The sequence below is a fragment of the Streptomyces sp. CB01881 genome, assembly GCF_002953255.1.
Classification (GTDB): domain Bacteria; phylum Actinomycetota; class Actinomycetes; order Streptomycetales; family Streptomycetaceae; genus Kitasatospora.
The window spans coordinates 8128760-8150717 of sequence record NZ_CP026498.1 but is presented as its reverse complement, the minus strand read 5'-3'; the positions used below and the strand labels follow the sequence as shown (position 1 = coordinate 8150717).

Below are 21958 nucleotides of genomic sequence, written 5' to 3'. Positions count from 1 at the left end.
GGACGCGGCCCGCACGCCGACGGGGGCGTGCGGGCCGCGATCGCGTCTACTGGATGGGGAGGCTAGCGGCGCTTCACTCGGAAGCGGCCTCGCCACCCTCCTCGCCCTCGACGACCGGGATCAGGGAGAGCTTGCCGCGCGGGTCGATCTCGGCGATCTCGACCTGGACCTTGGCGCCGACGCCGAGCACGTCCTCGACGTTCTCGACGCGCTTGCCGCCGGCCAGCTTGCGGATCTGCGAGATGTGCAGCAGGCCGTCCTTGCCCGGCATGAGCGAGACGAACGCGCCGAACGTCGTGGTCTTGACCACGGTGCCCAGGTAGCGCTCGCCGACCTCCGGCATGGTCGGGTTGGCGATCTGGTTGATCGTCGTACGGGCAGCCTCCGCCGAGGGACCGTCGACCGCACCGATGTAGATGGTGCCGTCGTCCTCGATGGTGATGTCCGCGCCGGTGTCCTCCTGGATCTGGTTGATCATCTTGCCCTTGGGGCCGATGACCTCACCGATCTTGTCCACCGGGATCTTGATGGTGATGATGCGCGGCGCGTTCGGCGACATCTCGTCGGGCGCGTCGATGGCCTCGTTCATCACGTCGAGGATGTGCAGACGGGCGTCCTTGGCCTGCTTCAGCGCGGCGGCCAGCACCGACGCCGGGATGCCGTTGAGCTTGGTGTCCAGCTGCAGCGCGGTGATGAAGTTGCGGGTACCGGCGACCTTGAAGTCCATGTCGCCGTACGCGTCCTCGGCACCCAGGATGTCGGTCAGCGCGACGTAGTGGGTCTCGCCGTCGATCTCCTGCGAGATCAGGCCCATGGCGATACCGGCGACGGCGGCCTTCAGCGGCACACCGGCGTTCAGCAGCGACATGGTGGAGGCGCAGACCGAGCCCATCGAGGTGGAGCCGTTGGAGCTCAGGGCCTCGGAGACCTGGCGGATCGCGTAGGGGAACTCCTCGCGGGTCGGCAGCACGGGCAGGATCGCCCGCTCGGCCAGCGCGCCGTGGCCGATCTCGCGGCGCTTGGGCGAGCCCACGCGGCCGGTCTCGCCGACCGAGTACGGCGGGACGTTGGTGCATGTAGCGGCGACGCGTCTCCGGGGAGAGCGTGTCGAGCTGCTGCTCCATGCGCAGCATGTTCAGCGTGGTGACACCCAGGATCTGGGTCTCGCCGCGCTCGAACAGGGCCGAGCCGTGGACGCGCGGGATGGCCTCGACCTCGGCGGCCAGGGTGCGGATGTCGGTGACACCGCGGCCGTCGATGCGGACCTTGTCCTTGATGACGCGCTCGCGCACGACCTTCTTGGTCAGCGCGTTGTACGCGGCGCTGATCTCCTTCTCGCGGCCCTCGAACTCCGGCAGGAGCTTCTCGGCGGCGATCGCCTTGACGCGGTCCAGCTCGTTGTTGCGCTCCTGCTTGCCGGCGATGGTGAGCGCCTGGGCCAGCTCGTCCTTGACCGCGGCGGTCAGGGCGGCCAGCACGTCGTCCTGGTAGTCCAGGAAGACCGGGAACTCGCCGGTCGGCTTGGCGGCCTGGGCGGCCAGCTGCGACTGGGCGGCGCAGAGCACCTTGATGAACGGCTTGGCGGCGTCCAGACCGGCGGCGACGACGTCCTCGGTCGGCGCCTCGGCGCCGCCCTCGACCAGCTTGATGGTCTTGTCGGTGGCCTCGGCCTCGACCATCATGATCGCGACGTCGCCGTCCGGCAGGACGCGGCCGGCGACGACCATGTCGAAGACGGCCGACTCCAGCTCGCTGTGGGTCGGGAAGGCCACCCACTGGCCCTTGATCAGCGCGACGCGGACGCCACCGATCGGGCCGGAGAACGGCAGGCCCGCCAGCTGGGTGGAGGCCGAGGCGGCGTTGATGGCCACCACGTCGTACAGGTGGTCCGGGTTGAGCGCCATCACGGTGACGACGACCTGGACCTCGTTGCGCAGGCCCTTGACGAAGGACGGGCGCAGCGGGCGGTCGATGAGGCGGCAGGTGAGGATGGCGTCCTCGGAGGGCCGGCCCTCGCGACGGAAGAACGAGCCGGGGATGCGGCCCGCGGCGTACATCCGCTCCTCGACGTCCACGGTCAGCGGGAAGAAGTCGAAGTGCTCCTTCGGCTGCTTGGACGCGCTGGTGGCCGACAGCACCATGGTGTCGTCGTCCAGGTAGGCCACGGCGGAGCCGGCGGCCTGACGGGCCAGGCGGCCGGTCTCGAAGCGGATGGTACGGGTGCCGAAGGAACCGTTGTCGATCACGGCCTCGGCGTAGAACACGTTCTCTTCCACCTGGAAGATCTCCTCTTTCGTACGTCTCCGGGAGAGCGTCCCCGCGCATCGCCTGCCGGTGGCCCTGGGCCCTCTTTCGCAAAGAGGAAGGCAGTCCTGGCCGGTCTTCGATCGAAGCCTCCGGTGCGCCCCGCTCGGTCTGCGGGACTTCCGGCGGCCACTACCGAGGACCGGCGCCTCTCGGCTGCCAGGCCTGGACGGGCGGTCCGCGTCTGGACGCTCTCTCGGATGCGGGCGGCTTCCGTTTGAAGCCTTCGTCCCGCGGGGGTTGGGGTCTTTCCGCCTGGGTGGCGCGCTGTCGCGCCATCACCCGGCATGCCCACAACCCTACGGTGCAATCCTCGGCCACCTGGGGAGGTGCGCGCGAGTTGTTATGTCAGGGTGCCGCGGGTCGCCGGCCGCGGCATACGCGCGAGGGGCGGCTCCCCGGTGTGGGGAGCCGCCCCGAGCGGCGGTCTTAGCGGGCGCCACCGGCGGCACCGCGGCGGATGCCCAGGCGGTCGACGAGCGTACGGAAGCGCTCGATGTCCTTCTTGGCCAGGTACTGCAGCAGGCGGCGACGCTGGCCGACCAGGATCAGCAGGCCGCGACGCGAGTGGTGGTCGTGCTTGTGGGCCTTCAGGTGCTCGGTCAGGTCCGAGATGCGGCGGGAGAGCATGGCCACCTGGACCTCGGGGGAGCCGGTGTCGCCCTCCTTCTGGCCGAACTCGGCGATGATCTGCTTCTTGACGTCAGAGGCGAGAGCCACTGCAACTCCTTCGAGGTGATACCGAGCGGTCCTGGTCTACGGCACAGGACTCTGTGAGAACTCGGTGTCGTCTGCGAGCGCGGCCGGCGGTCTGCGACCCTCGTGGGACGGACACACTGGTGCACTCGAAGGGCAAGCGTACCAGTGCCGCCCGCCGGACCGGCCGCGGGGCCGCCGGGCCGGTCAGCCGGTGGCGCCGCGGACCAGGCTGTAGATGTCCAGCACGCCCAGCGCCAGCGGGACGAGCGCGATCAGGGTGAGGCTGTCGACCAGGTCCAGGATGCGCCCCCAGAACGGGGAGACGCCGAGCCGCGGCACCACCAGGGCGATCGCGGTCAGGATCGCGGCGCCGAAGGCGATCGAGGTGCCCAGCCAGATGGTGCGCAGGTCGACCTCGGTCGAGCTGGCGGCCTTGAGGATGAACAGCGGGGTGTGCAGCGAGAGGCCGACGATGAGCAGCGACAGGCCGAGCAGGCCGGCGATGGTGAGGCTGAAGACCTGCGCGGTGTAGCGGAACAGCCGGGCCCGCAGCATGGTGGCGATGCCGAGGGTCAGCGCGAGCAGCTCGGGGAAGAGCTCGTCGGTGAAGCCGAGCACGGCGCAGGCGCCGACGATCACCGCGGCGCAGCCGCCGACCAGGCCGACCAGCACCTCGTGGCCGCGGCGGGCCTGGTGGGCGATCCGCTCGTACTGGACGGCCTCGGCGCGGCCGGCCTCCTCGTCGTAGTCGCGGCTGCGGGTGCGGGTCTGGCCGGGGGCGCTGAAGCCGACGGGCAGCCGGGCGAAGCGGGCCGAGAGGCCGGGCAGGAAGCCGATCACGGCGGTGGCGGCGACGCCGGTGACGGCGGCGATGTGGTTGGCCGGGGTGCCGGGCAGCAGCACGGCGGCGAAGGTGGCGAACGCGCCGGCGGCGGCCAGGAAGGCGGCGGCGACGAACAGCGAGTCCCTCTCGGGCAGCAGGCCGACCAGCAGCACGGCGACGACCAGGACGGCGACGCAGCCGGTGAGGAACTGGAGCCGGCCCGGGCCGTCCCACGCGTGGGCGGGGGCGATGATGCCGCTGCCGCCGATCAGGGCGTGCGGCAGCGCGCCGAGGCCGAGCGCGAGGGCGGCCCAGGCGTCCTGGTAGACCCGGGCGCGGACGCCGGCCAGGGCGGTGAGCAGGACGGCGGTGACGCCGGAGAGGACGCCGGGCAGGCCGTGCATGTCGTGGCGCAGGTCGGAGAACCAGAGCGCGAAGCCGAGCAGGGCGAGCAGCACGCCGGCGCCGATCAGGCCGAAGGCCCGCATCAGCTCGGGGCTCCAGAAGCGGCGGTCGGCCTCGACCGCGCTGGCGATCGCGTCGGCCACGTCGTCGTAGACGGCGGGCGGCAGCGACTCGGCGAAGGGGCGCAGGCTGAGCAGGTCGCCGTCGCGGACCTGCTGGGCGGCGAGCGGCAGCCCGCTGTCGAGCACGGTGCCGTCGCGGCGGACGAGGTGGAAGCCGGTCGGGGCGCCGTCCGGCTGGCTCTGCCCGGACAGGCGCAGCACCTCGGGGTAGACGTCCGCGAGCGGGACGTCCTCGGGCAGGGCGACGTCGATCCGGCTGTCCGGGGCGACGACGGTGACCCGGCAGAAGCCGGTCGTGGCGGAGGTACTCATGCCCGCACCCCGCTGACACACATCACTCGACGCACTTGGGCGCTCCCCCTCGTTGACGGTGCCGCTCTGCCGGCGGCGGTCGGTCTGGCTGCTGCGCGGTGCCGGCCGGGCGGAACTGGCTCGATCCGGCCATGAGTTGGCGCGGCGTTACCCTACCCGCTCCGTTTGTGCCCACCACCGCGCAGGGGTGAGGGGGCGGGCGGGGCGGGGGTGCGCCGGTGGGGCTGCCGGGGCGACGGGGTGGGGCCGGTACGGGGCGCGGGGGTGCCCGGCTAGGATCGGCCCCTGCGCAAGGCGACGGGGGAAGGGGCCGCGCTCCTCCCCGGGTGCCTGCGGTCGGCGGAGCGGGGGCGGCGTCACACGGGGCGCCCTCACCCGTACGTAATCCAGTTGCGTGAGGGCTGATGCCGGGATGAACGAGAAGACCGTTCGAGGCCGTGGGGTGGGGTGCGCATGAGTGTCATTACGGTCAAACGCCCGGCGCGGGCCTATCCGCCGGCGGTGCCGGACGAGCCGGTCGAGCTGGTCACCCCGCCCGAGCTGCCGAGGTCGGGCGGCGAGGACTGGTTGATGAGCATCCTGCCGATGCTCGGCATGGGCGGCTCGGCGGTGTTCTTCTTCTCGCCCGGCGCGCAGGCCCCGATGAAGATCATGGGCGGCCTGATGATCGTGTCGACGGTCGGCATGGCACTGGCCCAGATCGTGCGGGCGCGCAAGGGCGGTTCGACCGCCACCGCCGACGAGCGCCGTGACTACCTGAAGTACCTCCAGCAGATGCGCCGCCAGGTGCGCCGGACCGCCGAGCGCCAGCGCGGCGCGCAGCTGTTCCTGAACCCGGAGCCGGACCAGCTCTGGTCGATCGTCGCGGACGGCCGCCGGCTGTGGGAACGCCGCACCGGGGACGGCGACTTCGCGCAGATCCGGGTCGGCCGCGGGCCGGTGCAGCTGTCGACGCCGCTGGTGGCGCCGCAGACGGCGCCGATGGAGGAGCTGGAGCCGCTCTCGGCGGCGGCGATGCACACCTTCCTCAAGGCCCACGGCACCTTGCAGGACCTGCCGTTGGCGGTCTCGCTGCGCGCCTTCTACCACATCACGGTGTGCGGGGACCCGGACACCGTGTACGGCAACGTGCGGGCGATGATCGCCCAGTTGACGACGCTGCACTCGCCGGACGACCTGCTGGTGACGGTCGCGGCGGCGCCGGGTGCGGTGGAGGAGTGGGAGTGGACCAAGTGGCTCCCGCACAACCAGCACCGCAAGGAGAGCGACGGCGCGGGCTCGCGCCGGCTGATCGCGACCGGCCTCGGTGAGCTGGAGCACCTGCTCCAGGACGAACTGGCGGGCCGCCAGCGGTTCGTGCGGGACGCGGCGCCGTCATCGGACCAGCCGCACATCATCGTCGTCATGGACGGCGCGTCGGTGCCGCACGACTCGGTGCTGGCCGGCGCGGAGGGCGTGCAGGGGGTGACCATCGTCGAGGTGGTCCCGGGTGACCTGGACGAGCCGACCGGCCACCTGATCGTGACGGTGACGCCGGAGGAGCTGGTGCTCCGTTCGGCCTCGGGCGCGACGTACTCCGGCAAGCCGGACACCCTCTCGGCCTGGCAGTCGGAGGCGCTGGCCCGGCAGTTGGCGCCGTACCGGATCTCGGCCGGCGGCGACGACGAGCCGCTGCTGTCCAACCTGGACTTCACCGACCTGATGAACTCGGGCGACCCGGGCTCGTTCGAGGTGTCGCGCAGCTGGCGGCCGCGGGCGCAGCGCGAGAAGCTGCGGGTGCCGATCGGGATCGGCGCCGGCGGCGAGCACGTCTACCTGGACATCAAGGAGGCCGCGCTGGAGGGCATGGGCCCGCACGGCCTGTGCGTCGGCGCGACCGGCTCCGGCAAGTCGGAGCTGCTGCGCACCCTGGTGCTCGGCCTGGCGATGACGCACTCCTCGGAGACGCTGAACTTCGTCCTGGCGGACTTCAAGGGTGGTGCGACCTTCTCCGGCATGGCGGACATGCCGCACACCTCGGCGGTGATCACCAACCTGGAGGGCGAGCTCACCCTGGTCGACCGCATGCGGGACGCGATCGAGGGCGAGATGAACCGCCGTCAGGAGCTGCTGCACCGGTCGGGCAACTACGCCAACCTGAACGAGTACGAGCGGGCCCGGGCGGCCGGTGCGGCGCTGGACCCGCTGCCGTCGCTGGTGCTGATCATCGACGAGTTCTCCGAGCTGCTGACCGCGAAGCCGGACTTCATCGACATGTTCATCCAGATCGGCCGGATCGGCCGTTCGCTGGGTGTGCACCTGCTGCTGGCCTCGCAGCGCCTGGAGGAGGGCAAGCTGCGCGGCCTGGACACCTACCTCTCGTACCGGATCGGTCTGCGGACCTTCTCGGCGGCCGAGTCGCGGGCGGCGATCGGCGTGCCCGACGCGTACCACCTGCCGCCGGTGCCGGGTGTCGGCTACCTGAAGTTCGGCACCGACGTGATGGAGCGGTTCAAGGCCGCGTACGTCTCCGGGCCGTACCGGGCGCCGGGGCAGCAGCGCTCCGTCGGCGGACGGCTGGTGACGGCGCAGCCGGTGCTCTTCACGGCGGCCGAGGTGCCGGTGCTGGAGCCGCTGGTGCAGGAGGTCGAGCCGGAGGTCGAGGAGCAGGACGACGCGCTGGTCGACACCGTGCTGGACGTGTTCGTGCAGCGGATGGCGGGGCAGGGCCCGGCGGCGCACCAGGTGTGGCTGCCGCCGCTGGACGAGCCGCCGAGCATGGACGAGCTGATGCTGCCGCTGCAGGCGACGGCGGAGCGCGGGCTCACCTCGCCCGGGTCGGGCGGCCTGGGCCGGCTGCGGGTGCCGGTCGGCATCGTGGACCGGCCGCGCGAGCAGAAGCGCGACGTGCTGGAGCACGACTACTCGGGTGCGGCCGGTCACGGTCTGGTGGTCGGCGGGCCGCGGTCCGGCAAGTCGACGGTGATCCGCACCACGGTGGTGGCGTTCGCGCTCACCCACACGCCGCTGGAGGCGCAGTTCTACCTGCTGGACTTCGGCGGTGGCGGTTTCCAGTCGCTCCAGGACCTGCCGCACGTCGGCGGGGTGGCCGGGCGGCTGGACGCCGAGAAGGTGCGCCGGATGATCAGCGAGGTGCACGGGGTGCTGAACCGGCGCGAGGAGCTGTTCCGACAGACCGGGATCGACACGATCGCGACGTACCGGGCCCGCCGGGCGGCCGGCCAGCTGCCGGACGAGCAGTTCGGCGACGTGTTCCTGGTCGTCGACGGCTGGAACACCTTCAAGCAGGACTACGAGATGCTGGAGGGCGTGATCGGGGACATCGCCCAGCGCGGCCTCGGTTACGGCGTCCACCTGATCGTGACGGCGGCCCGGTACGCGGAGGTCCGTCCGGCGCTGAAGGACCTGCTGCAGAACCGGACCGAGCTGAAGCTCGGCGACTCGATGGAGTCCGAGGTGGACCGCCGGGTGGCGCAGAACGTGCCGGCCGTGCCGGGGCGCGGCATCACCGCGGACCGGCTGCACTTCCTGACGGGTCTGCCGCGGCTGGACGGCTCCCGTTCGGTGGACGACCTCCAGCAGGGCGTGGCCGGGCTGGTGGCGGCGGTCAACGCGGCCTGGACGGGCCCGCGCGCACCGCAGGTCCGGATGCTGCCGACGGTGCTGGACGGGTTCGCGCTGCCGAAGGGCTTCGAGTACCCGGAGCGCGGGATCGCGTTCGGCGTGGACGAGGTGGAGCTGGCCCCGGCGTTCGTCAACTTCGAGACCGACCCGCTGTTCATCGTCTTCGGCGACACCGAGTCCGGTAAGTCGGCGCTGCTGCGGATGCTGGTCAAGCAGATCACCGAGCGCTACACGCCGGAGCAGGCCGGCATCGTGGTCGGCGACTACCGGCGTGCGCTGCTCGGCACCGTTCCGCAGGAGTACCTGGTGGAGTACGCGGCCGCGCAGCCGGCCATGACCAGCATCGTGGAGATGCTGCGCGGGGCCTGCTCGCGCCGTCTGCCGGGCCCGGACGTGACCGCCGAGCAGCTGCGCAACCGCAGCTGGTACAGCGGCAAGGACATGTTCGTGATCGTGGACGACTACGAGCTGGTGGCGACGAGCTCGGGCAACCCGCTGGCGCCGCTGGCCGAGTTCCTGCCGTTCGCCCGGGACATCGGCCTGCGGGTGATCATCGCGCGCAGTGCGGGTGGCGCGGGGCGTTCGCTGTACGAGCCGGTGATGCAGCGGATGCGCGAGCTGGGCGGCCAGGGCGTGATCCTGTCCGGCAACAAGGACGAGGGCGCGCTGCTGGGCACGGTCAAACCGCAGCCGCTGCCGCCGGGGCGCGGGGTGTTCGTCTCGCGCCGGGTGACCAGCGGGCAGATGGTGCAGACGGGCTGGCTGCCGTCGGCATAGTATGCGCGGCCGCCGCCGGTGGCCGTCACGGAAAGTGATCGAAGGGGTCGGGCTCCCGGAGCCCGGCCCCTTCCGCGTCCCACGTGCCGAAACGTTACCTAGATCTTTCCGGCGTGTCGCTGCGGTTCCCGTTGCCCTCGGCGGGCTGTTCGGGGTATCGGGAGGCACCTGGGCGAGTCGCCGTCACGCCCGACCGGAACCTTCGAATGGATGGCTGCAATCTTCCGTTCACCTTGGATTCAAGCGCGATGTGGCCAAGGTAACAAGTCGGACATACGTGACAATGACCGCGGGTGATCACCGGATCGCATGGTTATGCCCTTCACCGCAACGGATTCCGAAGCAATTCGGCCGTTGACGCACTCATTACGGCCAAGGTTCCATTGCGGCCCGGGAGCGAAGAACCACAAGACCCAGAGCAACCAGCCAGCGGAGGCGATACCGCTCCCTCTCCAGGACCGCTCAGAGCCGATCGGAAGCCGCATGACCGACACGCTTCGCCCGCCACACGCCGTAGCCCCCGCTGCGGCCGGCGACGGCACCTCCCCCCAGACGCTCAAGCGCTCGATCGGCGTCGTGGGCGGCACGCTGCTCACGCTGTCCTGCGTCACCCCGGCCTCCACGCTCTTCGTGATCGTCCCGGAGCTGTTCTCCAGCATCGGCAGCGCCACCGCGCTGGCCATCGCGATCGGCTCGGTGCTCTGCATCGCCGTCGCCTTCTGCTACTCCGAGCTCGGCACGCTGATCCCCAGCGCCGGCGGCGAGTACGCGATGGTCGGCACCCTCGCCGGACGGCTGGCCGGCTGGCTGGTGTTCGTGCTCTCGCTGATCGTGGTGATGATCGTCCCCTCGGTGATCGCCCTCGGCACGGCCGACTACCTGGCCCCCGTGCTGCACGTCGACAAGCCGATCGCCGGCGCCGCCGTCATGCTCGCCGCCACCCTGGCCGGCCTGCTGGACCTGCGGGCCAACGCCTGGATCACCGGCATCTTCCTGGTCCTGGAGGTCATCGCCGCCGGTGTCGTCTCGGTGCTGGGCTTCGCCCACGCCAACGCCGGCGCGCCCAGCATGCTGCACGGCGTGGTCGCCGACGAGAGCGGCGCCGCCACCACGGTGAGCATCGGCGCCATCGTCGGCGCCCTCGGCATCGCGCTCTTCATCACCCAGGGCTTCTCCACCGCGGTCTACCTCTCCGAGGAGCTGGAGGACCCGCGCCGCAACGTCTCGCGCACCGTGCTGTGGACGCTGGCCATCTCGGCCGCCGTCATCCTGGTACCGGTCGTCGCCATCACCATGGGCGCCCCCGACCTGGCGACCCTGACCTCCGGCGACATCTCCGGCATGGTCACCGCGTGGAGCAACTCTGCGGTCGGCACCTTCATCAGCCTCTGCGTCGCGCTGGCCATCATCAACGCCGGCATCGTCATGGTCATCCAGAACTCGCGGGTGCTGTTCGCCTCGGCCCGCGACAAGGCCTGGCCCGAGCCGGTCAACAAGGCCTTCTCCACCCTGGGCCGGTTCGGCTCCCCGTGGGTCGCCACCCTGGCCGTGGGCCTGCCCGGCGCCGCGCTCTGCTTCGTCAAGGGCGAGCTGCTGAGCGAGATCACCGGCGTCGCCGTCACCGGGATGTACCTGCTGGTCGCGATCGCCGCACTGCTCTCGCGCCGCAACCACCACAAGCACGCCGCCGCCTGGCGGATGCCGCTCTGGCCGGCCGTCCCGGTCGTCCTGATCGCGGTGCTGGTCTACGTCATCACCCAGCTGGACACCGAGCCGCTGCTCTGGACCGGCGGCATCACCGCCGCGGCCACCCTCTACTGGCTGTTCTACCTGCGCCCCCGGCAGGCCACCCACTGGGTGATCACCCTCCCCGAGGACCAGCAGGCCTGACGGCCGGACAGACCCCCACCCCTCCCCCACACGGCAGTGCCCCGGGCTCCCCCTCGCCCGGGGCACTGCCGTCGGCCGTTCGCGCCGCTACTTGCCGGCCTTCCAGAGCGGGCTGGAGGCGATCGCCTTGAGCTGGTCGAGGGTGAGCACCGGCTTGCCGGTCGACCCCTGGGCGACCATGACGCGCAGGCCGTCCCCGCGCAGGACGTCGGCCGTCGGCGGGCGCTTGGCGTCGGTGCTCCCCGCGCCGTACAGCTTGAGCCTGCTCCCGTCGGGCAGCGCGGTCGAGCCCTCGAACAGCTGCTCCGTCGACTTGTCGCCCGGCTCCACCTTCTGCAGCCGCAGGACCAGTGAACCGGTGACCGCTCCCTGGGCCAGCCGGACGTCGGCGAAAATCTCGTTCCCGGTGATCCCGGTGACCGTCACCCCGGCCGGCAGCAGCTTCCCCAGGGCCGCCTGACGGTCCTCCAGGGTCATGCCGCTGGCCTGCGCCGCGTTGTCGACCCCGTCGTACTGGAGGGCCGCGACGGTCCGGTCCCAGGACTTGTCGGTGACGACGGCCTTCAGCTGGTCCAGGGTGAGCGGCGGGTTCGGACGGCTGTCGGGGGCGCCCTTCTCCTGCGGCGAGTTCCACTCGCTCAGCATGATCTCCCGGCCGTCCGGACCGGTCAGCGCCGCGAACCACTCCTTGGTGTCGGCGCGGTTGTCCGAGTACTCGTGGCCCTGGTTCAGCACCAGCTCGGACCCGTCCGGCAGCTTCGTGACGGCGCAGGAGTCGATCCGGTTGACCTTGAGGTCCGCCGGGCAGGTGCGCGGCTGCGACTGGCCCTTGCGGTGCTTCTGGATCCCGATCTGCACCCGCGACTTCCCCTGGCCGTCGTCGAGGACCAGGTCCGCCCCGGCGAAGGCGCCGCGCAGCTCCGGGTCGTCGGTGCCGCGGCCCTTGCCCTCGGTGACCTGCCCCTTCGGCAGCAGCGACCGGAGGGTGGCGAGCACCTCGTCACCGCTGATCACGGCCTGCGAGGCGGAAGGCGACGCGGTCGGGGAGGCGGTCGGGGAGGCGGCGCCCGCCGTGCCGCTCGCGGCGGCGGCGCCGCTGCCGGAAGCGGCCGCGGTGAGCGCCGTCCCGGTCCGGGAGTCGCCGGCACCGCCGGAGAGGTACACCGCGCCCGTCCCGACCAGGGCCAGCGCGGCCGCGCCGCTCACCACGGCGGCGGCCGAACGGCGGCGCCAGCGGCGGCGGCCGCGGGCCAGGCCGCCGGCGGCCAGCGGGGCCTGGTCGGGACGGAAGCCCTCCCCCGTGCGGGTCATGGCGTGGAGAAGATCGTCCTCGAACTCGTCCTGTCCGGACATGCGTGATCACCGATTCCTTCGGTCACGGGGTGGATTGGCGGGCCCGTCGTACGACGGTGCCGGGCTCAACGGGTGGCGAGCTCGGCCAGCGAGTCGCCGAGCAGGGCGCGCAGCCGGGCCAGGGCGCGGGTGCTGCGGGTGCGGACCGCACCCGAGGACGCGCGCAGCACCTCGGCCGTCTCCTCGATGCTGCGGTCCTCCCAATAGCGCAGCACCAGCACCGCCCGGTCCTTGGCGGACAGCCGGCCGAGCGCGTCGAGCAGGGTCAGCCGCAGTGTGCTGTCCGCCTCGCGGCCCTCGGGCTCGGGCAGTTCGCCGGTGGGCCGCTCACCGCTGGAGCGGCGGCGCTGCTGGGCGAGGAAGGTGCGCACCATCACGGTGTGGGCGTACGCGCCGGGGTTGTCGATGCGGTGCCACCCGCCGGTCCACGCGCTGCGTCGCCACAACACGTACATCCGGCTGAGGGCCTCCTGGACGAGGTCCTCGGCGTGGTGGGTGTCCCCGCTGGTGAGCAGGCAGGCCGAGCGGTACAGGTGGCCGGTTCTGCTCGACACGAGCTCCAGGAACTCCGCGTCCTTGCTCTCGCGTGTGGCACCGATCCGCCCCATGGCCCGCATTCCCCTGCTCGGTTGTCGTCGACATCTCTTGGATGCGGCGGGCGGGGCCGGATGTTACAGGCGGGCGGGAAAGCCGTCCGGGTCAGTTCGAGGGGCGGCGGCGGTGGTCGCGCAGGACGGTGCCGCCTCCGACGAGGAGCGCGACGAGCAGGGCGCCGATGCCCAGCACGTAGGTCGCGGTGCGGCCGTCGCGGTCGGCCTGGGTCTCGCCGAGGCCGACCGGCTGCGGCACGATCGGGGCGGAGGCCAGCTCGACCGGCGGGTCCTCCTGCGCGGTCTCCGGCGCCGAGTCGGGCGCCTTGGTGACGGCCTTGACCGGGTCGACCACGCCCCAGCCGACGTACTCGTTGGCCTTGCGGTCGGTGCGCTGCGCGGTCTGCTCGATCCAGGCGCGGACCTGCCGGGCCTTCCACTTCGGGTGGGCGCCCACCAGCAGCGCGGCCAGGCCGGAGACGTAGGGCGCGGCGAAGCTGGTGCCGTTGTCCACGCACTGGCCGCCGCGCGGGACGGTGGAGAGCATGTCGACCCCGGGGGCGGCGACGTCCACGAAGTCGCCGTACTGGGAGAAGGGGGCGCGCTCGTTGTTGCGGTCGGAGGCGCCGACGGCGAGCACGGAGGGGAAGGCCGCCGGATAGGTGTTGCCCTTCTGGCCGTCGTTGCCGGTGGAGGCGACCACCACGACGTCCTTGGCCTCGGCGGCGTCGATCGCCGCCTTCAGCTCCGGGTAGCCGGCGAACCCGGTGTCCCCGGCGCCGCGCACGTCCTGGGAGATGTTGATGACCTTGGCGCCCAGCTGGAGTGCCGTGTTGATCGCGGCGGCCAGGGTGTGGACGTCGCCGCTGCCCTCCGCGTCGTTCTGACGGACGGACAGGATGCCGGCGCTCGGGGCGAGCCCGACGAAGCCGGTCTTGTCGCTGCGGGCGGCGGCGACGATGCCGGCCACCTTGGTGCCGTGGCCGACCGGGTCGACCTTGGCCCCGCCCTCGGGCTTCTGCCCGTCCTTCTCCTTGAGCAGCGAGCCGCCGTCGAACACCTTGCCCGCCAGCTGCGGGTTGGTGTCGTCCACCCCGGTGTCGATGACGGCGACGGTCACACCGGCGCCGGTGGTCCGGCCGCCCTGCCAGAGCTCGTCGAGCACCATGCGCTGGAGCGACCACGGGACGGCCTGCACGTTCTGGGCGGCCTTGGAGCAGTCGCCGGCGGCGGCGATGCCGGGGCCGTCCGCGTGGGCCGGGGCCGCCAGCGGGCCGCCGAGCACCGCGAGCGCCGCCGCCGTCGCGGCCGCCTTCCGGTACCTGCCTACGGACACCCTGCCACCCCTCATGTCGTCCACCCCGTGGTTGCGCGTCAGGGGCGGGTGCCCGGTCCGGGCACCCGCCCCTTCGGCGGAGTCACTCGTGCCCCTGGCGGGGCTCAGGCTCCGTCAGGTCCAGAGCTTCTTGTTGTTGTTCTCGGTGGTGTTGTAGCTCTCGGCCGCGGCGTCCAGCGCGGTGGCGATCTTCGCCAGCGTCTCCTGGAGGTGGGCGGCGCGCTGGTCCCACTGCGCCTGGTGGGCACGGTAGCCCTCCTGCGCGGCACCCTCCCAGCTCTGGGCGATCTTGTTGACGCCGTTCTTCAGCTCGTCGAGCTGGGCCTTGATCTGGTTGGCGGTGTTGCGAACCTGGGTACCGGCACCACGGACGGTCTCGAAGTTAACGAGAATCTGGTCGGACACAATGTCTCCTTGTCGAGATGGCGACGTCGACCTTCACCCGGGGACGTCGATGACTGACCTGGCAGGAAGCGGATCAGGCCTTGAACGCGGCCTGCTGGTCCGCGTCGGTCTGCGAGTACTGCTTGGTCGTGATCTCGATCGCGCCCTTGATCGCCCGCAGCGACTCGTTGAGCTTGGCCGCGTCGGTGTTGAAGTCGGTCTGGAGCTGGCCGTAGGCCGCGGCCGCCTGGCCCTTCCAGCCGCCCTTGACCGAGTCGACCAGAGCGTTGAGGCTCTTGATCTCACCGTCGATCTTGCCGATGACCTCGTCCATGTGCTTGGCGAAAGCCAGCATCTCCTGAGCGGTCGTCGTGAACTGACCCTGACCCATGCTCTACCGTCCCCCATGAGACAGACATTTGTGTCCGGGCGGCCGTTTCCGGCCGCTCCGTCGCATCACGGTGTGATGTCCTGAAGCACTGTAGTCGGCACACGCAGCTCGCCCAACACCGGGCAACTGCTAGTTACGAGACCATGACACTGCGACCAATTCCTTTACGGGGCGCGGCCGGTCAGGCGTTCTGCTGCTGCGCGGCGCTCTTGGAATTCAGCGCCGGCCCGGCCGGCACCAGGTTCGACCACTGCTGCGGCACCGGCACCGGCTGAAGGCCCTGGTAACCGAGCCGGGCCTGGTTCCCGCCCGCCTCCTCCTGCTGCTGGGGCGGCGCGGCCGGATCGGTCGGCTGGGCCGACGGGGTCTTCGTGGCGGTCGGGCTCGGCTGCCCGGGCGGCGCGGTCGCCGAACCTCCCTTGCCGCCGGTGCTGTTGGCCGGCACCGCGTAGCGCAGGCCGGTCTCGGTGATCAGGTAGTCGCTGCCCGAGCCGTCCACGCCGTTGTCCAGCGCCCGGTAGAACAGGCCCAGACCCGGCGTCACATGGGCCGAGACGGCGGCGGCGCTGATGTTGCGCACCGGGTAGTCCTGGCCGGCCCAGACGCTGCGGCGGGGGGTCTTGCCGTCCTCCGCGACGCCGTCGAAGGTGCTGCAGACCACCATCCTCGCGTCCTTCTGCGCCTGCCAGTTGTTGGCGGGCGCACCCGTCTTGACCGGCCAGTCCTTGGCGCCCTCGCCCATCAGCGGGGTGTCCCGCTTGAACGAGGCGTGGTCCGCCGGCGTCATCTCGTCGACCCGCGGGCTCTTGTTGGCGTCCTGGTTGTAGAGCGGCTGCAGCGCCGGGTTCTGACGGATCAACTCGGCCTGGAAGGGCGTGATCAGGAACAGCTGGTCCTTGCCCACCACGTAGTAGCGCTCGCCGAACCGGACCAGCCGGCCGACCTTGCGGTCCTCCGGGTTCTGCAGCGCCACCGAGGAGTTGGGGGCCTTGGTGTCCGGCGCCAGCCCGTCGATCTTCGGGAAGACGATGTCGCTGCCGGGCATCAGCGTGTCCAGCCACTCCTTCTTCACCCGTTGGGGGGCCGCGGCCGAACCGAAGACCGCCCCCATCAGCTGCGTCTTGGTGCCGTCCGGGTCGTCCGGGGCGATGGCGTGCCTGCGGCCCTTCGCGTCGACCAGGAAGAGCTTCAGCTTGTTCTGGCCGGCCGCCGGCTGGCCCGTGCCCGGCTGCACCGTCACCTGCTGGTCGTCCATCTGCTGCACCAGCAGCGACTGGTCGACGTCGAGCACCTGGTCCTTGGCCTCCAGCACCTTGGCCTCGGCGCCGCCCGCCACGAACAGCGCCTGGTTGACGGTCTCCTGCTTGTCGTCCGAGCCCGGGCGGTCACAGACCGACCACTTCATCGCCTTGCTGACGTTGTCCTTGGTCGGCAGCTTGTCCGGCGCGTACGGGATGCCGATCGTCGGGCCGTGGTTGGGGTACTTGTCGAGCACGTCGTCGGCGACCACCACCACCTTGGCGTCGGCCGCCAGCACCAGCCGCGCCGAGGCCATGTTGAGCACCTGGTGCAGCCGCTTGGTCTTGTTGTCGGGGTCCGGCAGCACCACGTACCGGGTGGTGCTCTGCTTGCCCTGGATGATGTTCTTGCCGTCGTCCCAGCCCACCGGCGCGCTCGGCTTGAACACGCCCCAGACCCCGAACCCGCCCACCACCAGGGCGCCCACGACGACACTCGGCAGGATCGCCTTGACCGGACGCGGCGCGTCCTCGTCGCTGCCCCCGCCGCTGGGCAGCAGAAAGGCCCCCACCGTGCGCTTGCGGGCGAACGTGTAGGCGTTCAGCTCGTCCCGGCGTGATGCCATCCTCGTCGTCTCCCCTGTCCGACCGACCTGCCCCGTTGGTCCGCACCCGCCGGGCGAGAGCGAGCTCGAACCCTCTACGATGCGGCAGCAGACGGTGAGTACGGTACGGGTACGGTTCGCGAACCGGCCAACCGGGCCGCGACAACTGATCAGAGAGGGTCACTCGGGGGATGCCAAGCCAGACCGCTCCAGGGCGCCGCAGCACGGCAGAGGGCAGGGGGTCGCGCCGGTCCGGCCGGCGGGCGCAGCGCGACCCGGGCTCCGCCGCCCCGCCCCTGCCCGCGCCCGCCGGCGGGTCCGGATCCCCCGTACCGGTCCGCGTCCACCCCCGGCCCGGGCTGCTCGGCGGCCGGCTGAGGCTCCAGCAACTCGTGCTGGTCGAGGTCGCGGTGGCGCTGGTGGCGGTCGGCTGGACCATCAGCAAGCCGGTGGCCGGCGCCTTCGGCGCGGTCGCACTGGTCCTGGTCGTCCTCGCCCTGATCCCGCTGCGCGGCCGGACCATCCCCGAGCTGCTGCTGGTGCGCTCGGCCCTGAAGGCCCGTCGCAAGCAGGCCCGGACCAACGTCCCGCCGGCCGGCACCGACCCGGCCGTCGCCCCCGTGCTGGAGCTCGAACCCGCCCTGCGCACGTACACCCACGCCACCGAGACCGACTTCGGCGGCCGTCCGATGCGCCGCGAGACCGGCATGGTCGGCGACGGCACCTTCCTCACCTCGGTCCTGCTCGTCCAGGCCAAGGACCAGCCGCTGCGGCCCGTGCGCACCGCGCTGCCGCTGCCGCTGGACGTGGTCTGCTCGGCGCTCCGGGTGGACGACATCACCCTGGAGTCGGTCCAGGTCGTCCAGCACACCCAGCCGGCGCCGGCCCCGCACCTGCCCGAGCAGTCGCTGGCCTCCCGCGCCTACCGGGAGCTGCCGGACGGCACCGCCACCCCCGGCCTGCGGCTGACCTGGGTCGCGCTCAAGCTCGACCCGGAGCGCGCCGCCACCGCCGTCCTCGCCCGCGGCGGCGGCGAGGAGGGCGCCCGCAAGGCGCTGCAGCGGGTCACCGACCAGCTGGCCGGACGGCTCAACAGCGCCGGCTTCAACGCCACCGTGCTGGACGAGCGCGAGCTGATCGCCGCACTCGCCATCTCCACCTGCGCCAACCCGATCGCCGTGGCCGGGCGCCAGGGCACCGGCAGCGGCGGCGGCAGCGGGCGCCGCACCCAGGAGAGCAACCGGTTCTGGCGGATCGACGACCGCTGGCACAGCACCTACTGGGTCTCCCGCTGGCCCCAGCTCAGCCGCCCCGGCGGCTCCCCCGGCCGGGTCGCCGCGCCGGACCTCGTCAACCTGGTCACCGGCTCGCCCGCGCTGGCCAGCACCTTCAGCCTGACCGCCGGTCACGGCACCGGCGGCTCGGTGACGATCAGCGGCCACGTCCGGGTGACCGGCCGCAGCGAGAGCGAGGTGGCCCAGGTGGGCCGCCAGGTGGAGACCCGGGCGCAGAGCGCCGGCCTCGGCCTGGCCCGGCTCGACCTGGAGCAGGCCCCCGGCATGCTCGCCACCCTGCCCCTGGGAGGTGTTTCCTGATGGCGTACCAGACCTATCCGGCCCCCGGCCCTCAGCCCGGCGCCGAACAGCCCCGGGTCCGGCCGCGCATCCTGCCCGGCTTCGGGCTGCGCGGCCCGCGCCGGGAGAAGCACGTGCTGACCGTCGAGGACCTCGGCGCGCTCTCGTTCCCGGTCGGCGACGACGGCGTGCTGATCGGCGAGGACGTGCAGCAGCAGCCCGCCGTACTCGGCCTGTTCCGCCCCAGCGCCTACGACCTGGTCCTGGTCGGCGGCGTCTGGACGGCCCAGATCATCGCGCTGCGGGCCGCCGCCACCGGCGCCCGGATCGCCGTGGAGACCGCCCGCTCGCAGCTCTGGGGCCCGATGGCGCAAGCCGCCGGCGGCGGCCAGCCGTGCGTGACGATCCACCAGGTCGGCCGGCTCGGCCCGCAGGGCGCCTCGGTGAACTCGCCGGTGCTGGTGGTGCGTGACCTCGGCGTCCGCCCGCCGCGCAGCCGGCTCTCCGCCGCCCCCTGGCAGACCACCCTGACGCTGCTGCCGTACCTGGGCCCGAACGCGGCCCGGGTGCTGAACGCCGCCGACCTGGTCGGGGTGCAGCGGGTCTCGCCGCAGGAGGCCGAGCTGATCGGCCGGGTGCTCTCGCTCGGCCCGCAGGACGTCGCCTCGCTGCCCACCCTCGGCGACGACATGACGCTCTGGACGACCCGGATGCGCCGCCAGTACGTCCGGGCCATCGCGGGGCAGGCCGAGCAGCAGGTCCTGGGCGGTCCGCGCCGGATGGACTGACCGCGGTACGCGCCCCCGCCGGTGCCCCGGTGCTCCCCCGCCGTGCTCCCGGCCGCGCCCGCCCGGTCTCCCCCGATCTCCCGCCGGTTCCCGCCCGCAGATCGCCCGCTGATTGCCCGCCGATCGCCCGGCGAGATGAGACTCCGCCTTCAACGGGGGGCGCTGCACGGCCTAGTCTTTGATGCGGCAACGGCACCGCGAAAAGCGGCGGCGAACACGAGGGAGCCCTAGGTGAGCAGCGATCGGGACGGCGTCTACGTCGGCGACAACGCGGCGGAGGACGACGACGACTGGTCCGACGCGCCCGACTACACTCCCCCGTCCTGGTACGTGCAGACGGAGGCCGCGGCGGCTCCGGCCGCACCGGTGGCACCCGGGCCCGCGGCCGGTACGGCGGGCGGCCCACCGGGCGCGGTGAGTGCTCCTGCGGCGGCCGCCGCGCCGGTCCCCGCACCCGCACCCGTTCCCGGGCAGGGCCCCGCTCCGGTTCCCGCGTCGGCGGCTGCACCGGCGGGCGCGCATGCGGCTGCCCCGGTTCCCGCGCCCGAGCCCGCGCCGACCGCCCTGGCCACGCCGCCCGTCGCCGTGGCGGCCGACGGCCCGGCAGGCGGGCCGACGGGCGTTCCGGCGGGCCCTCCGGCCGGCGTTCCGACGGCGGACGGTCCGGCGGTGCCGCCCCAGGCGGTCGCTGCGCCGGCCCCCGGTCCTGCCCCCGTCCCCGAGCCGTTCCCGGCCCCCGCGCCCGCCACCCACGTCGAGGCGCAGCACGTCCCGTTCTCCGTGCCGCCGGCCGACGCCGCGGCGGCCGCGCCGATCCCCGGCCCCGCGGCGGAGCACCCGCAGGCGGCGGCCGCACAGCCCTGGCCGCCGGCCACGCCCGTGGCGCACCAGCAGCCCCAGCCGTACGCCGACCCGCAGCAGGTGCTGTCCTACGCCGACCCGCAGCAGGTGCCGCAGGTCCAGCCGCAGCAGATCCAGCCGCCGCAACCGCACCCGTACGCCCAGCCCGTGCAGCCGCAGGACCCGCAGGCCACCGCCTGGCCCGCAAGCCCGCAGGCGCCCGGCCCGCAGGCACCCGGCCCGCAGGCCGCACCGGTCGACCCCCGGCAGGCCGGCTGGCCGCAGCCGCAGGCCTACCAGCAGCCCCCGCAGCAGGCGCAGCAGGCGCAGCACGCGCAGCAGTCCGCCCCGGCCCCTGCTCCGGCCCAGCCGTGGCAGCAGGCGCAGCAGCAGCCCCAGCCGCCGGCCCAGCAGCAGGCCCCGGCCGCGTTCCAGCAGGCGTCCGCCCCGCAGCAGACCGCGCACGGCGCGCCGCTCGGCTACACGGCCGCGGTCGAGCTGTCCTCGGACCGCCTGCTGCGCAGCCAGCCGAAGCAGCAGCGCCAGCAGCCGCGCTTCCAGTTCGGTGGCAAGGCCGCCGCCGCCGAGAAGGCCCGCAAGCTGGAGGTCATCCGCACCCCGGTGCTGAGCTGCTACCGGATCGCCGTGATCAGCCTCAAGGGCGGCGTGGGCAAGACCACGACCACCACCGCGCTCGGCGCGACCCTGGCCAGCGAGCGCCAGGACAAGGTGATCGCGATCGACGCCAACCCGGACGCGGGCACCCTCGGCCGCCGGGTCAAGCGCCAGACCGGCGCGACCATCCGCGACCTGGTGACGGCCATCCCGCACCTGCGCAGCTACATGGACATCCGCCAGTTCACCTCGCAGGACCTGCACTCGGGCCTGGAGATCCTGGCGAACGACGTCGACCCGGCCGTCTCGACGACGTTCAACGACTCGGACTACCGCCAGGTGATCGACGTCCTGGGCCGCCAGTACCCGATCATCCTGACCGACTCCGGCACCGGCCTGCTGTACAGCGCGATGCGCGGGGTGCTGGACCTCGCCGACCAGCTGATCATCGTCTCCACGCCGAGCGTGGACGGCGCCTCCTCGGCCTCCACCACCCTGGACTGGCTCTCCGCGCACGGGTACGCGGACCTGGTGCAGCGGAGCATCACGGTGGTCTCCGGGGTCCGCGAGACCAGCAAGATGATCAAGGTCGAGGACATCGTCGCGCACTTCCAGACCCGCTGCCGCGGCGTCATCGTGGTGCCGTTCGACGAGAGCCTGGCGGCCGGCGCCGAGGTCAACCTCGACATGATGCGGCCCAAGGTCCGCGAGGCGTACTTCGATCTGGCCACCCTGGTCGGCGAGGACATCATCCGCGCCCAGCAGGCGGCCCAGCAGTCCGGCTGGCAGCAGCAGGCGCAGCAGCCCGCGGCCCCCGCGCCGTACCCGGGCCAGCCTCAGCCGTACCCGGGCCCGCAGCCCTACGCCGACCCCCAGCCGTACGCCGACCCGCAGCAGCAGGGCTACCCGCAGCAGCCGCAGGCCTATCCGCAGCCGGGGCAGCCGGGCCAGGGCGGCTACCCGGTCGGCCAGCCCGCGCCCGGCGCACCGTGGTCCCCCCAGCCGGGGCAGGCCCCGCCGCCCCCGCCGGGCTACGGCTACCCGCAGGCGCAGGGCCAGCCGCAGCCGGGCGCCCAGCCGCAGCCGCAGGAGTGGCAGCAGCCCCCCGCCGGGTACGGCTACCCCCAGGGTCAGCAGCCCCCGGCCCAGGGCCAGCCGCAGCCCGGTGCCCAGCCGCCCGCCGGGTACGGCTACCCGCAGCCGCCCCAGCAGCAGTAGCAACGCGCAAGGGCCCGCCGGCCGCCTCGGGATCGAGAGCGGCCGGCGGGCCCTTCGGCGTCCGCGGGCG

At 72.7% G+C, this 21958-nt stretch carries 13 protein-coding genes and 1 pseudogene; 5 read left to right on the top strand and 9 right to left on the bottom strand.

Going from position 1 to position 21958, the window contains the following annotated elements; all coding sequences use genetic code 11:
• Nucleotides 1–73 precede the first annotated feature (73 nt).
• From C2142_RS25555 to eccD, 3 genes and pseudogenes are all read right to left on the bottom strand, one after another.
• Nucleotides 74–2276 (bottom strand): annotated as a pseudogene (locus C2142_RS25555) (polyribonucleotide nucleotidyltransferase).
• Between the two features lie 457 nt (nucleotides 2277–2733).
• A complete protein-coding gene (rpsO, locus tag C2142_RS25550; protein WP_148645116.1) occupies nucleotides 2734–3024 on the bottom strand; it encodes a 30S ribosomal protein S15 in 291 nt (96 codons plus the stop codon).
• A gap of 183 nt (nucleotides 3025–3207) precedes the next feature.
• Complete coding sequence (gene eccD / locus C2142_RS25545) at nucleotides 3208–4665, bottom strand: type VII secretion integral membrane protein EccD (RefSeq protein WP_148645115.1); 1458 nt, start codon at nucleotides 4663–4665, stop codon at nucleotides 3208–3210.
• A gap of 453 nt (nucleotides 4666–5118) precedes the next feature.
• Here eccD and eccCa point away from each other — a divergent pair, with 453 nt between their 5' ends.
• Nucleotides 5119–9066, top strand: a complete 3948-nt coding sequence (gene eccCa, locus C2142_RS25540; RefSeq protein WP_148645114.1) for a type VII secretion protein EccCa — start codon at nucleotides 5119–5121, stop codon at nucleotides 9064–9066.
• A gap of 483 nt (nucleotides 9067–9549) precedes the next feature.
• A complete protein-coding gene (locus C2142_RS25535; protein WP_148645113.1) occupies nucleotides 9550–10956 on the top strand; it encodes an APC family permease in 1407 nt (468 codons plus the stop codon).
• An 87-nt stretch (nucleotides 10957–11043) separates the two neighbouring features.
• Here C2142_RS25535 and C2142_RS25530 read toward each other — a convergent pair whose 3' ends face one another.
• From C2142_RS25530 to C2142_RS25505, 6 genes are all read right to left on the bottom strand, one after another.
• Nucleotides 11044–12309 (bottom strand): hypothetical protein, encoded by a 1266-nt coding sequence (locus C2142_RS25530; RefSeq protein ID WP_148645112.1) that lies wholly within the window; start codon nucleotides 12307–12309, stop codon nucleotides 11044–11046.
• Between the two features lie 65 nt (nucleotides 12310–12374).
• Nucleotides 12375–12917 (bottom strand): SigE family RNA polymerase sigma factor, encoded by a 543-nt coding sequence (locus C2142_RS25525; protein ID WP_148645111.1) that lies wholly within the window; start codon nucleotides 12915–12917, stop codon nucleotides 12375–12377.
• A gap of 91 nt (nucleotides 12918–13008) precedes the next feature.
• Nucleotides 13009–14235, bottom strand: coding sequence for a type VII secretion-associated serine protease mycosin (mycP, locus tag C2142_RS25520; protein WP_241002779.1), 1227 nt, complete (start codon nucleotides 14233–14235; stop codon nucleotides 13009–13011).
• A gap of 114 nt (nucleotides 14236–14349) precedes the next feature.
• On the bottom strand, nucleotides 14350–14640 hold the full coding sequence (locus tag C2142_RS25515) for a WXG100 family type VII secretion target (RefSeq protein ID WP_148645109.1): 291 nt from the start codon (nucleotides 14638–14640) through the stop codon (nucleotides 14350–14352).
• 73 nt (nucleotides 14641–14713) lie between these two features.
• Complete coding sequence (locus tag C2142_RS25510) at nucleotides 14714–15010, bottom strand: WXG100 family type VII secretion target (RefSeq protein ID WP_148645108.1); 297 nt, start codon at nucleotides 15008–15010, stop codon at nucleotides 14714–14716.
• A 181-nt stretch (nucleotides 15011–15191) separates the two neighbouring features.
• Nucleotides 15192–16874 carry a type VII secretion protein EccB gene (locus C2142_RS25505; RefSeq protein WP_148645107.1) on the bottom strand — a complete coding sequence of 561 codons (1683 nt, stop codon included), beginning with the start codon at nucleotides 16872–16874 and terminating at the stop codon, nucleotides 15192–15194.
• Nucleotides 16875–17044: 170 nt separating this feature from the next.
• Here C2142_RS25505 and eccE point away from each other — a divergent pair, with 170 nt between their 5' ends.
• The 3 genes from eccE to C2142_RS25490 all read left to right on the top strand — a co-directional run bounded on the left by eccE (nucleotide 17045) and on the right by C2142_RS25490 (nucleotide 21888).
• The gene (eccE, locus tag C2142_RS25500) at nucleotides 17045–18448 is read left to right on the top strand and encodes a type VII secretion protein EccE (protein WP_148645106.1); all 1404 of its coding nucleotides are present in this window, start codon (nucleotides 17045–17047) and stop codon (nucleotides 18446–18448) included.
• Entirely contained in the window at nucleotides 18448–19215 is a 768-nt protein-coding gene (locus C2142_RS25495) for a hypothetical protein (protein ID WP_174315737.1), read from the top strand. The genes eccE and C2142_RS25495 overlap by 1 nt, the downstream gene beginning before the upstream one ends.
• Before the next feature lie 231 nt (nucleotides 19216–19446).
• Nucleotides 19447–21888: a MinD/ParA family protein gene (locus C2142_RS25490; protein WP_148645105.1), complete on the top strand. Its 2442-nt coding sequence runs from the start codon at nucleotides 19447–19449 to the stop codon at nucleotides 21886–21888.
• Nucleotides 21889–21958: the final 70 nt, after the last annotated feature.